Here is a 13,428-nt window from a genome sequence, read left to right as displayed (position 1 = left end):
ACCAGTTGTTCCGCCAGGGGCATCGCTGGGTAGCTATGTGCGGAAGGGATAACCGCTGAAAGCATCTAAGTGGGAAACCCGCCCTGAGATGAGGTATCCCGGGGACTTGATCCCCCTGAAGGGCCCTTGTAGACTACAAGGTTGATAGGCCGGGTGTGTACGCGCAGTAATGCGTTCAGCTAACCGGTACTAATCGCCCGTGAGGCTTGACCACTACTCAACGGATGAACGTTTTCGGACGCATTCGACGGATCGGCACCCGCGCGGGAAGCGCGCGGCGTTTCACGGAACCTGTCTTTCGGCGGCGATGGCGGAGAGGCAACACCCGTTCCCATCCCGAACACGGAAGTTAAGCTCTCCAGCGCCGATGGTACTACGGGGTTACCCCCGTGGGAGAGTAGGTCGCTGCCGAATTGATTTCAGAGCCCTTGCACCGGAAACGGCGCAGGGGCTTTTTTTGTATAATCGATCGGGGACACTCCGCACGGGCGGGGACACTCCTGGGTTTTTTCGTCGGAAAACAAGGAGTGTCCCCGCTTGGAAGTGTCCCCGCCCAGGAGGTTTTTCCGTCCATGTCCGGCCACAACAAGTGGAGCTCGATCAAGCACAGGAAGGGGAAGGCCGACGCCCAGCGGGGGAAGGCCTTCACGAAGATCACCCGGGAGCTGATCACCTCCGCCAGGATCGGGGGGGGGGACCCGGGGGGGAACTCGCGGCTGCGCGCCGCCATCCAGGCGGCCCGCGCGGTGAACATGCCCAACGACAACGTCACGCGGGCAATCAAGAAGGGGACCGGCGAGCTGGATGGGGTCTCCTACGAGGAGTTCCTCTACGAGGGGTACGGCCCCAGCGGGGTAGCCGTGCTCGTCAAGGTCCTGACCGACAACAGGAACCGCACGGTGGCCGAGATCCGGCACCTCCTCTCGAAGCACAACGGGAACCTCGGCGAGACCGGCTGCGTGAACTGGATGTTCTCGAAGAAGGGGACGATCCTCGTACCCCGGTCGGCGATCGGGGAGGAGAAGCTGATCGAGCTGGCGCTGGAGCTGGGCGCCGACGACGTCGCCTCCGACCCGGAGTCCTCCGAGTACGAGGTCCGCTGCGATCCGGAAAGTTTCGACGCGGTCCGGGAGGGGCTGAAAGAAAAGGGGGTCGGGATCGTCTCCGCCGAGGTGGCGATGGTCCCCCAGTCCACGGTCCACCTCGAGGGGAAGGCGGCCGACCGGATGCTGCGCCTCATGAACGCCCTCGAGGAGTGCGACGACGTCCAGAACGTCTGGGCGAACTTCGACATCTCCGACGAGGCGATGGAGGCCTTCGGCGGGTGACCCGCCGCCGCATCCTCGGAATCGACCCGGGCTCCCGGAGCACCGGGTACGGCATTATCGACCTTTCCGGGAGCAACCTGTTACCCGTCGCCTGGGGGGTGATCTCCACCGGGTCGCCCGACTCCTTCCCCGATCGCCTCTTCCGCATCTACGAGGAGCTGACCCGGGTCATCCGGCTCCACGGCCCCACCGAGGCGTCGGTGGAGAAGGTGTTCCTCGCGAAGAACGCCGCCTCCGCCCTCAAGCTCGGGCAGGCGCGGGGGGCCGCCATCGTGGCCTGCCGCGCCTCGGGAGTCCTCGTCCACGAATACAGCGCGAAAGAGATCAAGCTCTCCGCTACCGGCTTCGGCGCCGCGCCGAAGGAGCAGGTCGGCGAGATGGTCTGCCGCCTCCTCGGCATCCGGGTAAAGGTCCCCCCCGATGCCTCCGACGCCCTGGCGATGGCCTTCTGCCGGGCGGTGACCCGGGATCCGGCGTAGGGCCCCGAAGGAGATCCCTTTCCGGACACCCGGGGGTCCCAACGGCCAGTGTGGAACGATGGCGGCACGTGCTATCATGATTTCCCATGATCGACCATCTGCGCGGACGCCTGTCGGGCGGGGGGAAGGATTTCGTTGTCGTGGAATGCGCGGGGGTGGGCTTCCGCGTGCACGTGTCCTCCGTAACCCGCGCCGACCTTCCTCCCGACGGGGAATCCTGCCTCCTGCGGACCTTCCTCCAGGTGCGCGAGGGGGGCTCCGATCTCTTCGGGTTCTCGTCGGAGACCGAGCGGCAGATCTTCCTGGCGATCATCGGGGTGAGCGGCGTCGGGCCGAAGTCCGCGGTCGCCGTGCTGTCGGTCCTGGGGATCTCCGGCGTGCTGTCCGCCTGCGCGCGCGAGGACGCGGCCCCCTTCACGAGGGTCCCCGGCATCGGGAAAAAACTGGCGCAGCGGATCGCGATGGAACTGCCGGACCGGCTCAGGAAAGTGGCGGTCGAATTCACTCCCGCCCCGGAGGATGAGGGACCCGCGGGTCCTTCCGCTCCCGAGGCCGAAGCAGTCCAGGCGATGGTCTCCCTGGGCTTCTCCCGGGCCGAGGCGCAGGTGACGGTGGGCGGCGTCCGCAAGGAGGCCGGGGCGGAGGCCTCCACGGAGATCCTGATCCGGGGCGCGCTGAAGCGGCTTTCGGGACCGCGCCGGTGAGCGGGAACGCGCACGAGGGAGGCGAAGTGGAAGGACGCGTCGTGGATCCGAAGACCGGCGGGGGGGAAGGGGGATCCGAGCTCTCCCTGCGGCCGAAATTCCTCTCCGAGTTCATCGGGCAGGCCCCGATCGTCTCCAACCTTGCGACCTTCATCGAGGCGGCCAGGAACCGGAAGGAGCCGCTCGACCATGTGCTCCTCTCGGGTCCGCCGGGCCTGGGGAAGACGACGCTCGCCCACATCATCGCCAACGAGATGGGGGTGGGGATCCGGATCACCTCGGGGCCGGCGATCGAGCGCAAAGGGGACATCGCCTCGATCCTGACCGCCCTCGAGCCGGGAGACCTGCTCTTCATCGACGAGATCCACCGGTTAAGCCGCGTTGTGGAGGAGCTGCTCTACTCGGCGATGGAGGACTTCGCCCTCGACATCATCCTGGGGCAGGGCCCCTCGGCCAAGTCGATCCGGCTCACCCTTCCCCCGTTCACGCTGGTGGGTGCGACCACCCGGACCGGGCTGCTCACCTCTCCCCTGCGCGACCGCTTCGGGGTCCATTTCCGGATGGAGTACTACCGCCCCGAAGAGCTCGAGGAGGTGATCCGTCGGTGTGCGAGGTCGCTCTCGATCCCGGTGGACGCGGAGGGGGCGCGGGAGATCGCCCGCCGCTCCCGGGGGACCCCACGCGTCGCCATCCGCCTCCTGAAGCGGGTCCGCGACTTCGCCCAGGTGAGCGGTGAGGGGAGGATCCACCGGGAGATCGCCGACCATGCGCTGCTCAAGATGGAAGTGGACCGGGAGGGGCTCGACGTGATGGACCGGAAGATCCTCCGGGTCATTCTCGAGAAGTTCCACGGCGGACCTGTAGGCGTGGAAACGATCTCCGCGTCGGTGAGCGAGGAGCGGGACACGATCGAGGATGTCTACGAGCCGTTCCTCATCCAGCAGGGGTTCCTCAAGCGCACGCCGAGGGGCAGGGTGGCCACGCCCGCCGCCTACCGGCACCTCGGGGTGACCCCTCCCAAGCGCTCCCCGCAGCAGGAGGGTTTGTTCGGGGACGGGTGAATCATCGACGTGCTGGGCGTGGAGGAATTCAAGCCGATCGTCTCCTCCGGCATGGACGAGGCCGGGACGACACGGAGCTACAAGGAGATGATGGGGCGGTACACCGCGCTGCCGTTCACCAGCGCCGAGTCGCTCGATCTTGACCATTACGTCACGAACAAGTCGCTCGACGGCCTCTTTTATATGGTGGCACAGGAGGAGAAGAAGATCCGGACCGATCCGGCGGCGAGAGTCACCGATCTGCTGAAGACGGTCTTCGGGGGGCGGTAGGGGAGATTTTCGGGATGGCCGGGTTCGGGAAGATCCTGCTGATCGCCGGACTGGCGGTCGCGGGGATGGGGCTTCTCCTGCTCCTGACGGACAAGGTCGGATGGATCGGGAAACTTCCGGGCGACATCACGGTCCGGCGGGAGAATTTCACCTTCCATTTCCCGATCGTCACCTGCGTTCTGGTCAGTATCGTGCTCTCCCTCCTGTTCTGGCTCTTCCGAAAATAGAGGTTGTGGATTTCCAACGACATTCCGTGTTGCAGTGATGCAACACCCGCCCGGTTCCCCCGGAATCCCGATGAACTATCTTCCTGAAATGAATGGGTTTCCCTTCCAACTAAAAACGGCATGCGGATTGCATCACCTTCCTTGAAAGAGACCGGGAGAGGTCCGGATGAGGCAATTCCAGCATACGATTTCACGGCCGGTCGAGTTTTCCGGGGTGGGGCTCCACTCCGGCGTTCCCTCGGCGGCCCGGATCCTCCCGGCGGCGCCCGGTACCGGAATCCTGTTCCGCCGAACCGATGTCGGGGCGGAAATCCCCGCCTCGGTCGAGAACGTGGCGGAGACCGCCTATGCGACCGTGCTCTCCAGCGACGGGGTGAGGATTGCGACCGTCGAGCATTTCATGGCCGCCCTGTTCGGCATGGAGATCGACAACGCGGTGGTCGAGGTGAACGCTCCCGAGCTGCCGATCCTGGACGGGAGCGGGCTGGCGATCGCGAAGGGGATCGCCTCCGCGGGATCCGCCGCGCAGCCCGCCCGGAGAAGGTACCTCCGGATCTTCGAGAACGACCGGATCCGCCGGAACGGATCGATGATCACCATGGCACCCTCCGTGGATCTGGAGATCCTGGTCACGGTCGATTTCCCCGGAACTGCGATCGGGCGGCAGTGGGCGAAGTACACCCAGACCCCGGAGAACTTCCTCCGGGAGATCGCCCCGGCCCGAACGTTCGTGCTGCGGGAGCAGATCGAGGCGCTCCGATCGGTTGGACTTGCACGCGGCGGTTCGCTCGACAACGCCATCGTGGTCGACGGAGCCGACGTGCACAATACGGAAGGGCTGCGGTTCCCGGACGAGTTCGCCCGGCACAAGCTGCTTGATTTCCTCGGGGACATCGCGCTGCTGGGGCGGTCGCTGCGGGGCTCTTTCGTCGCGGTCCGGCCGGGGCACACGGTGAACCACGATCTGACGGAATACCTGGCGGCCGCCGGATCTTCCGGTTTCGACGAGAGACGCGTTGCCGCGGGGGAATCCCCCGAAGCCATACCGGTAACTGCCTGAAACCCCACCCGAGTGGCCCGGGAACCGGGCCACTCCCCCCCTGTTTTCGCGCACCTCCGGAACTGTTGCAGGTTTGCCTCATCCGGGTATAATGTCCCGGGAGGCCACGTTGCGCTACCTTGCCGTACCGCTGATCCTGTTCGGCATCCTGCTGGCCCCCGGCCTCTCTGCGGCCGCCCGCCCGGAGCCGAAAATCATCGAGATCCACGGACAGGTCAAGGGCGAGAAGGCGACCGTCCGCTTCCGCCTCTACGACGCCTTTACCCCCGAGATGGTCGAGGCGCTCAAGAGCGGGATCGAAATCTCCTTCCGGACGGTCGTGCGGGTCGAGCGGATCCACCGGAACTGGTTCGACGTGACGGTTGGCGAGGTCACCGTGTCCCGGTCGGTACGGCACGACTCCCTGTCCCGCATCTATCGCCTGAGCCGGGGAGGCGTGGAGGAGACTCTCCCGGACCTGTTCTCGGCGCTTGATGGAATGACCTCGTACGAGATCGTCCTGCCGCTCCGGATCCCGGCGATCCAGGGGAAACTCTACCGGGCCCGTATCCGGACCCGGCTGGACCGTGTCGGCCTCTCCCAGCCGCTCCGCACGATCTTCTTCTTCTCGTCCATCTGGGATGTCGAAACCGACTGGTGGAAGGGAGATCTTTCCGCGCCATGAAGCCGGTTCCCCGCATATCGCCGGAAACGGCACGGGACGGAGAGTCCGCCCGAAGACGGCGGGAGAAGATCGCCATCGGGATCATCCTGATCCTCGTGGCGGGGCTGACGATCCTCGAGGCGAATCTCGCCGCGATCGGGGGGTCGGTCGCCTTCAGCAGCAACATCGTCATCTTCGCGCTGATCAATCTGAACGTCATTCTCGTCGTCCTGCTGATCTTCCTGGTGACCCGGAACCTCTTCAAGGTGATCCTGGACCGGAAGCGGAACATCCTGGGGGCGAAGATACGCTCCCGCCTGGTGCTCATCTTCATCTCGTTCTCCCTCGTCCCCACCATCCTGCTCTTCTTTGCGGCCGCGAACATCACCACGACCGGGATCAAGTCCTGGATCGGCGGACGGGTCGGCGTGGCCCTGAACGAAGCGCTCGACATGGCGCGGAGAAACCTCGAGGAGAAGGCCCTCTCCCTGGCGCCCCTTGCGGACCGGGCGGCGGAGGCCATGGCCTCGGGCGGAGGGGATCCTTCCGCGGAGGAGCTGTGGGCGAAGGCGGGAGGCGAAAAGACTTCCGGGGTTTCCCTGGTCCTTGCGGGGCCGAAAGGGGTGCTCGGGTCGGCCGGGGAGGCATCTCCCGAGACGGTGAAGGAGATCCTCTCCCGGATGAAGGGGGAAGCGGCGGGGACGCCGGGGAAGGAGACGGCCACCTTCGTCGGCGACACCTTCGCCTCCGCGGTCCGCCGACTTCCGGACGGCCGCGCGGCGATCGCGGTCCGGACCCTGTCTGCCGAGGAGGCCCGCGGCATCCGGGAGATCGCGAAGGCCTACGACGAGTACCACCAGGTCCGGCTGCTCGACGACCCGATCCGCGCGAGCTACATCGCCACGCTCGTCCTGATCACCCTGCTGATCGTCTTTTCCGCCTCCTGGATGGGGATCTACCTGGCGCGGCAGATCACGGTCCCGGTCCAGATGCTGGCCGAGGGGACCGAGAAGGTCGCCTCCGGCGATCTCGACGTCCGCCTCGAGTACCGCTCCGACGACGAATTCGGGACCCTGGTCGCCTCCTTCAACCGGATGACGGCCGACCTGCAGGGAATGAAGCGGAACTACGAGGAGGCCAACGTCTCCCTCACCTCCACCTACGAGGAGATGCGCAGGAGGACCCGGTTCATCGAGACGATCCTCACGAACATCTCCACCGGCGTGATCGTGATCGACCGGGGGGGGCGGATCGCGATGATCAACAAGGTGGCGGAGCGGCTCCTTGGGATCCGGACGGAGGCGGCGGTCGGGAAGCCCTACAAGGAGGTCGTCCGGGAGGAGCATTACGAGGCGGTGCGCGCTCTCTCCCGGGAGGTGGGGACGATGCCGGGAAGGACGCTGGAGCGGCAGGTGGGCCTGACGGTCGGCGGGAAGGCGGTCTCTCTGCGGGTGAGCATCGCCGTGCTCCACGACGACTCGGAGGAGTATCTCGGGCTCGTCGTGGCCTTCGACGACCTCTCCCAGTCGATGCGCCTCCAGAAGGTCCTCGCCTGGCGGGAGGTGGCCCGGAGGATCGCCCACGAGATCCGCAACCCGCTGACGCCGATCCAGCTCTCCACGGAGCGGCTCGAGAAGAAATTCGCCGCGGCGCACGAGGGGGACCCGGCTTTCCGGGAGTCCACCCGCACGATCCTCTCCGAGGTCGGGTCGCTCAAGCGGCTCGTCGAGGAGTTCACCCGGTTCGCCCGGATGCCGGCCCCGGCCTTCAAGGAGGGCTCGCTCGCGGCGGAGCTGCGCCCGGTCGTGGAGACGTTCCGGACCTCCTCCCCCGGGATCGCATGGGAGTTCGAGGCGGACGACCTTCCCGACGCCTGGTTCGACCCGTTCCAGATCCGGCGGGCGGTGACCAACCTGCTGGAGAACGCGTCGGCGGTCCTCGAGGGGAAGGGGAGGGTCCGGGTCCGCTGCGGCTACGAGCCGAAGCTGGACCTGATCCGGATCGCCGTCTCCGACGACGGCCCCGGGGTGCCCCCGGGAGACCGGGACCGTCTCTTCGAGCCCTACTTCTCCCGGATGGAGGGGGGAACCGGGCTCGGGTTGGCGATCGTCAGCACGATCGCCGCCGACCACCGCGGAACGGTGAGGGTCCGCGACAACGAGCCTCGGGGGGCGGTCTTCGAGATCGAGTTCCCCGCGCATCCGAAGGGAGGGGGGTGAGGCAGTCTTGCGGCATTCTGTGCTGGTGATCGACGACGAGACGAACATCCGGAAGACGCTCGACGGGGTCCTGTCCGACGAGGGATACCGGGTCCACGCCGCGGAGACGGCCGAGGCGGGCCTCCAGCTTCTCTCCCGCACCCTCGTGGACTGCGTGCTGCTCGACGTGTGGCTCCCGGGGATGGACGGGCTGGAGGCGCTCCGGAGGATCCGGGAGACCTACCCGCTCCTGCCGGTCATCATGATCTCCGGGCACGGGACGATCGACACCGCGGTCAAGGCGGTCAAGACGGGGGCGTACGACTTCATCGAGAAGCCGATCTCGCTGGACAAGCTGCTGATCCACATCTCCCGCGCGATCGAGCAGGGGGAGCTCCGGGTCGAGAACGTGGAGCTCAAGGAGCGGGTGGAGAAGCAGTACCGTCTGATCGGCGGGTCCGCGGCGATGCAGGAGGTCCGGGCCGGGATCGCCGCCGCGGGCCCCACGAACGCGTCGGTCCTCATCACCGGGGAGAACGGCTCCGGCAAGGAGATCGTCGCCCGGGAGATCCACCGGCACAGCAAGCGGGCCGGGAAGCCGTTCATCCCGGTGAACTGCGCCGCCATCCCCGAGGAGCTGATCGAGTCGGAGCTCTTCGGCCACGAGCGGGGCGCCTTCACGGGCGCCGTCGGGAAGCGGCGGGGGCGGTTCGAGCTCGCCTCGGAGGGGACGATCTTCCTGGACGAGGTCGGGGACATGAGCCCCCGGACGCAGGCGAAGATCCTCCGGGTGCTGGAGGAGAAGGCGTTCGAACGGGTGGGCGGCGGGGAGAGGGTTCGATCCGACGCGAGGGTCATCGCCGCGACGAACCGGAACCTTCCCGACGAGGTCGCGGCGGGGCGGTTCCGGGAGGATCTCTTCTTCCGGCTGAACGTCTTCCCCGTCTTCGTGCCTCCCCTCCGGGAGCGAAAGGAGGATATCCGGATCCTCGCCGCGCATTTCGCCTCCGAGGCCTGCCGGGAACTGGGGAAGGAGGAGCGGGAGTTCTCGCGGGAGGCGACGGAGATGCTGCTCCGGCATCCCTGGCCCGGAAACGTCCGGGAACTCCGGAACGTGGTGGAGCGGCTCGTGATCCTGTCGGTGGACAGGATCGTCGGGGACGAGACCGTGCGGCGCGTGCTGGCCGCTGAAGCTCCTCCGGCGGAAGGGGCGGCGGCGGAGACCGTCTTCGAACGGGACGATTACCGGGAGGCGGTCCTGGCCTTCGAGAAGGAGTACCTGCTCCGGAAGCTCCGGGAGAACGACGGGAACATCAGCCGGACCGCGGAGAAGCTTGGGATCGACCGGACGAGCATCCACCGGAAGATGCGGCAGTTCGGAATCTCCCCGGAGGGGGGACGGAAATAGGGGGTGAGGCCCGAGCGGTTCGGCAAGTACTTCGTCGTGCAGAAGATCGCCTCCGGGGGGATGTCGGACGTCTACCTCTGCCGGCTCCGCGGAGAGGAGGGGTTCGAAAAGAAGGCCGCCGTCAAGGTGGTCCATCCCCGGCTCTCCGCCAGGCCGGACTTCCGGGAGCTCTTCATCCGGGAGGCCCGCATCGCCGCCTCCCTCTCCCATCCCAACCTGGTCCAGGTGTTCGATTTCGGGAGGGAGGGGGAGACCTACTACCTCGCCATGGAGTTCATTCCGGGCTGGAACCTCGCGCAGGTCGCGGCCCAGATCCGGACAAGGTCCGTTCCGGTTCCGCTGCCGATCTGGAGATCCTGGACCGAGGGGGTCGTCGAGGGGCTGGGATACCTCCATTCCCGCAGGATCGTCCACCGGGACGTCAGCCCCGGAAACGTCCTGGTGTCCCGCGACGGCGGCGTGAGGCTCGCCGATTTCGGGATCGCCCGTCCGGACCGGGAAGTGGAGCGGCCGCCGCGGGGATGGGAAGGGAAGGCCTCCTACCTTTCCCCGGAGCAGGCCGGGGGCGGGAGGGCGACCTTCGCGTCGGACCTGTTTTCCGCCGCGGTGGTGGCGGCGGAGCTCTTTCTCCCCGGGCGGCTCTTCGAGGGGAGGGACGAGGAGGAGACGCTGTCCCGGATCCGGGAGCATTCCGCCGGGAAGATCCCCGCGGGGTTCTTCCCGCGGGAGGTCGCCGGGATCCTGGTCAAGGCCCTGTCCCCCTCTCCGGAGGAGCGATACCCGGGCGCCGCCTCCTTCTCGCGGGCGATCGCGGAGGCGGTTCCCTCGGTTCCGGCGAGGTCCGACCAGGCCTCCTTCGTCGACCTCCTGTTTCCCGCGGCCGCGTTCGAGGAGGAGACGGTCGTGGAAGGGGGGGCGCCCGCGTGGAACCGGGCGGGGATGGTCCGGGAGAGAAAAGAGGGCTACGGAGAGGCGGCCGGACGGCGCCTCGGGATCGGGATCGCGGCAGGCCTGGCGGCGGTTTCGCTGGGTACCGCGCTCTACCTGGGAGCGGTGAAGGGGCGGGCGCCGGAGCAAGGCGGGGAGGCCCCTCCGTCCGCCGGGGGGAACACGGTTTCCGTCCCCCCTGCTCCTTCCCGGCAGGCTCCCGCGGCACGCGAGGATCGACCGGCGGAGCCGTCCGTCCTCCCGTCCTCCCCGCCCGCATCCGGCGCGTCGGAAAGCCCCCGGGGGCTGCTGATGGAGACGGAGCCGGGAGGGGTGACGGTCGCGCTGGACGACGGTACCTTCCTCGGGAAGACCCCCTTGCGGATCGACCTCTCCTCGTGGGAGGGAAGGACGCTGCATCTTAGCAGGGACGGGTTCGAAGAGAAGCGGATACCGGCGGCGGCGCTCTCCCGGCTGCCCGGGTTCCGGGTGGAGATGGAGCGCCGGATGGGAACGCTCCCGGTCCTTCAGGCGATTCCCTGGGCGAAGGTTTATGACGGCGACCGCTTTCTCGGCGTGACGCCGATCTCCTCCCTGCGCCTGTCCGTGGGCCCGCACCGTCTCCGGTTCGTGAACGAGGCGCTGGGGGTGGACCGGACCGAGACCGTGGAAATCGGGGAGGGGATGAACCCCAGGCTCATCGTCCCGCTGGTGAAGCGGGAGGGGGAGAGTCGCGGCGACTAGCGGCTACGGGGAGGCGGCCTCCTCCCCGCGCGGCGGCTTCAGCAGGAACGCCACGAAGACGGCGATCCCCGTCGCGACGGCCGACAGCAGGTAGCTGACGGAGAAGCTCCCGGCCGCCTTCGCGACGACCCCGGCCAGCCCGGGGCCCAGGGTCTGCCCCGCGCCGAAGAAGAAGGTGACGGCGGAGAATCCCACGGCCGCGCGTTCCGGTCCCAGGTAGTCCACCACCGCGGCCCCCATGATCGTGGGGATCGACCAGGCGGCGATCCCGTAGAGGAACACCGACAGGTAGAGGGCCCAGTTCCCCAAACTGGAGGCGGCCAGTCCGTAGGCCACGGTGTGCACCGCGAATACCGCCATGAACCCCCGTTTCCTCCCGATCCGGTCGGACAGCGAGCCGAAGAGGGGGCCCGAGAACAGCCCGAAGAAGCCGACGAAGGCCCAGAAGCGGCCCGCCAGCGCCTCCGCCATCCCCCGCTCGGCGACCATCGTGGTGACGATGAAGGTTCCGTACACCATGTAGGTCAGTCCGAACAGGAAGTAGATGACCCCGAGGTGGGCGATGATCCCTTTCCAGGGATTCGCGGCGGGGGCAGCCCTTCCGGCCGCCGGATTCCCGGGAGAGGGGTTCCCGGGGTTGCCCGTTTCGCCGACCGGGCGCAGCCCCATCTCGGCCGGCGAGTTGCGCAGGAGAAGCCAGGCCGCCACGGCGACCAGCACCGACAGCCCCCCCAGGATGCGCCACCCGGTTCGCCACCCGTCCGGGCCCAGCGTCCGGTTCAGGAAGGGGACGAGAAAGCCGGCGAAGATGATCGCGATCCCGTTACCGGAGAGCATGTACCCGGTCGCCCCGCCGCGGCGGCTTCGGGCGAACCAGTGCGCGACGACCACCATCATCGGGACGTTCGCCAGGCCGCTTCCGACGCCGGTCACGGTGTAGAGGACGAGCACGGGAAGGAACTCCCCGGTGCTCCCGATCAGGAGCATGCAGACCGAAAGGATCCCGAGTCCGGCCGTGATCGTCGCCCGCGAGCCGAACCGCCGCATGAAGAACGGAGCCATCGCGACCGCCGCCAGGTACCCGGCGAAGTTCCCGGTGCCGATGAACCCCATCCGGTCATACTCGAGCGAAAGCGCCTTTCCCATCGAGGGGAGGAGCATGCCGAAGGCGAACCGGCCAAGCCCCAGGCAGGCGAAGAGGGTGAGCGATCCGGCCAGGACGATGACCCAGCCGTAGTGCATTCTGGAATCGTTCAATGCGCCCCCGCCCGGTATCGATACGGGATCCCCGCCATGATTCCCGGGGGATCGAAGACCTGGCGTTCATGATGGCACATCCGGCGGCCGGACGTGGCTGAAAAAGGGCGGTGTCTCCCGGGCCGGCGGCGGTCTTGCGCCGGGATCCCGAATGGGTCATCGTATCCTCGCGGGGAAGGAGGGGGCATGGACAGGATCGAGCGGGTCGACCGGGTGCTTCGCGGCGAGGCCGTGGACAGGCCCCCGCTCTCCCTCTGGTACCATTTCGGCGTCCAGCATGCCGGCGGCGAGCGGTTCGCTCCGCTCGCGCTTGAATACTTCCGGCACTACGGCTTCGACCTGCTCAAGGTGATGAACGACTACTTCTACCCGATGCCGGAGGGGATCGAGGCGGTCCGCTCTGCCTCGGACCTGCGGCGGGTCGTCCGCTTCGACGTGGAGCGTTCTCCCTGGCGGGAGCAGCTTGCGGCGCTTGGGATCCTCGCGGACGAACTGGATGGAGAGGCCTATTTCCTCGACACGGTGTTCGACCCCTGGCAGACGCTGCGGCGCAGCCTCGCGGGGGAGCATGTCGGCCGGCTGATGGAGGAGGAGCCGGACGGAGTGCTCGCGGCGCTGGAATCGATCACGGAGAATCTGGTCGACTACTGCGGGCGGTCGATCGCGGCCGGCTCGGCGGGGATCTTTCTCTCGATCGCCGCCGGGAAGGAGAGGATCGGCCGGGAGCGGTTCCTGCGGTTCGTGAAGCCGTTCGCCGCCCGGGTCCTTTCGGCGTTGTCCGGACGGGCGATCCTGAACACCGCGCATCTCCACGGGGAGGAACTCTGGTTCGACGAGTGCCTCGACCTCCCCGCGCAGGTCTTCAACTGGTGGGACCGCGGGCCGAAGGGGCCGTCGCTTTCCGAGGTCAAGCCGAAGATCCGCGGCTGCGTCATGGGAGGGATCGACCACACGATCGTGAACCGGCGGACCGGCCCGTTTCTCAAGGAGCATGTGCGGGAGGGGAGAAGGCTCGGAGGGAGGGAGAGGTTCTTCCTGGCGAACGGCTGCTCGATCGACGCCTCGGTGAACCCGGCCGCGATCCGGGCGATCGTCGAGGCGGCGCGGGAGAAGATGCCGTGA

Annotated in this window: 13 protein-coding genes and 2 rRNA genes; 14 read left to right on the top strand and 1 reads right to left on the bottom strand. The window is 67.5% G+C overall.

The genetic code is table 11. The annotated features are described in order from the left end of the window. From A2X88_10300 to A2X88_10240, 13 genes are all read left to right on the top strand, one after another. Positions 1–215 (top strand): 23S ribosomal RNA (locus A2X88_10300); the annotation flags it as partial. An 82-nt stretch (positions 216–297) separates the two neighbouring features. Further along, positions 298–414, top strand: a 5S ribosomal RNA gene (rrf, locus tag A2X88_10295). A gap of 158 nt (positions 415–572) precedes the next feature. Further along, positions 573–1,328 (top strand): transcriptional regulator, encoded by a 756-nt coding sequence (locus tag A2X88_10290; protein ID OGP35838.1) that lies wholly within the window; start codon positions 573–575, stop codon positions 1,326–1,328. After that, entirely contained in the window at positions 1,325–1,807 is a 483-nt protein-coding gene (locus A2X88_10285; protein ID OGP35837.1) for a crossover junction endodeoxyribonuclease RuvC, read from the top strand. The genes A2X88_10290 and A2X88_10285 overlap by 4 nt, the downstream gene beginning before the upstream one ends. A gap of 86 nt (positions 1,808–1,893) precedes the next feature. After that, entirely contained in the window at positions 1,894–2,511 is a 618-nt protein-coding gene (locus tag A2X88_10280; protein OGP35836.1) for a Holliday junction DNA helicase RuvA, read from the top strand. Positions 2,512–2,537: 26 nt separating this feature from the next. Beyond that, complete coding sequence (locus A2X88_10275; protein ID OGP35835.1) at positions 2,538–3,572, top strand: Holliday junction DNA helicase RuvB; 1,035 nt, start codon at positions 2,538–2,540, stop codon at positions 3,570–3,572. Between the two features lie 9 nt (positions 3,573–3,581). Further along, the gene (locus A2X88_10270) at positions 3,582–3,842 is read left to right on the top strand and encodes a hypothetical protein (protein ID OGP35834.1); all 261 of its coding nucleotides are present in this window, start codon (positions 3,582–3,584) and stop codon (positions 3,840–3,842) included. A gap of 14 nt (positions 3,843–3,856) precedes the next feature. Continuing rightward, complete coding sequence (locus tag A2X88_10265) at positions 3,857–4,069, top strand: hypothetical protein (GenBank protein ID OGP35833.1); 213 nt, start codon at positions 3,857–3,859, stop codon at positions 4,067–4,069. A 166-nt stretch (positions 4,070–4,235) separates the two neighbouring features. Continuing rightward, positions 4,236–5,129, top strand: a complete 894-nt coding sequence (locus tag A2X88_10260) for a UDP-3-O-[3-hydroxymyristoyl] N-acetylglucosamine deacetylase (GenBank protein OGP35832.1) — start codon at positions 4,236–4,238, stop codon at positions 5,127–5,129. Between the two features lie 91 nt (positions 5,130–5,220). Continuing rightward, on the top strand, positions 5,221–5,793 hold the full coding sequence (locus A2X88_10255; GenBank protein ID OGP35831.1) for a hypothetical protein: 573 nt from the start codon (positions 5,221–5,223) through the stop codon (positions 5,791–5,793). Then, entirely contained in the window at positions 5,790–7,991 is a 2,202-nt protein-coding gene (locus A2X88_10250) for a hypothetical protein (GenBank protein OGP35830.1), read from the top strand. The genes A2X88_10255 and A2X88_10250 overlap by 4 nt, the downstream gene beginning before the upstream one ends. A 7-nt stretch (positions 7,992–7,998) precedes the next feature. Next, positions 7,999–9,378, top strand: coding sequence for a Fis family transcriptional regulator (locus tag A2X88_10245; protein ID OGP35829.1), 1,380 nt, complete (start codon positions 7,999–8,001; stop codon positions 9,376–9,378). 3 nt (positions 9,379–9,381) lie between these two features. After that, positions 9,382–11,049, top strand: coding sequence for a hypothetical protein (locus A2X88_10240; protein ID OGP35828.1), 1,668 nt, complete (start codon positions 9,382–9,384; stop codon positions 11,047–11,049). Between the two features lie 3 nt (positions 11,050–11,052). Here A2X88_10240 and A2X88_10235 read toward each other — a convergent pair whose 3' ends face one another. Beyond that, positions 11,053–12,324, bottom strand: a complete 1,272-nt coding sequence (locus A2X88_10235; protein ID OGP35827.1) for an MFS transporter — start codon at positions 12,322–12,324, stop codon at positions 11,053–11,055. Between the two features lie 168 nt (positions 12,325–12,492). Here A2X88_10235 and A2X88_10230 point away from each other — a divergent pair, with 168 nt between their 5' ends. Next, the gene (locus tag A2X88_10230; protein OGP35826.1) at positions 12,493–13,428 is read left to right on the top strand and encodes a hypothetical protein; all 936 of its coding nucleotides are present in this window, start codon (positions 12,493–12,495) and stop codon (positions 13,426–13,428) included.

It is taken from the genome of Deltaproteobacteria bacterium GWC2_65_14 (genome assembly GCA_001797615.1).
Taxonomy (GTDB): Bacteria; Desulfobacterota; Deferrimicrobia; order Deferrimicrobiales; family Deferrimicrobiaceae; genus GWC2-65-14.
Note: the sequence above shows the minus strand (reverse complement) of the source record. Positions and strands in the feature narration are given on the sequence as shown.

Coding starts and splice junctions, on each gene's coding strand:
- A2X88_10290 (OGP35838.1), top strand. CDS start 573: ATGTCCGGCCACAACAAGTGGAGCTCGATCAAGCACAGGAAGGGGAAG.
- A2X88_10280 (OGP35836.1), top strand. CDS start 1,894: ATGATCGACCATCTGCGCGGACGCCTGTCGGGCGGGGGGAAGGATTTC.
- A2X88_10265 (OGP35833.1), top strand. CDS start 3,857: ATGGCCGGGTTCGGGAAGATCCTGCTGATCGCCGGACTGGCGGTCGCG.
- A2X88_10260 (OGP35832.1), top strand. CDS start 4,236: ATGAGGCAATTCCAGCATACGATTTCACGGCCGGTCGAGTTTTCCGGG.
- A2X88_10255 (OGP35831.1), top strand. CDS start 5,221: ATGTCCCGGGAGGCCACGTTGCGCTACCTTGCCGTACCGCTGATCCTG.
- A2X88_10250 (OGP35830.1), top strand. CDS start 5,790: ATGAAGCCGGTTCCCCGCATATCGCCGGAAACGGCACGGGACGGAGAG.
- A2X88_10230 (OGP35826.1), top strand. CDS start 12,493: ATGGACAGGATCGAGCGGGTCGACCGGGTGCTTCGCGGCGAGGCCGTG.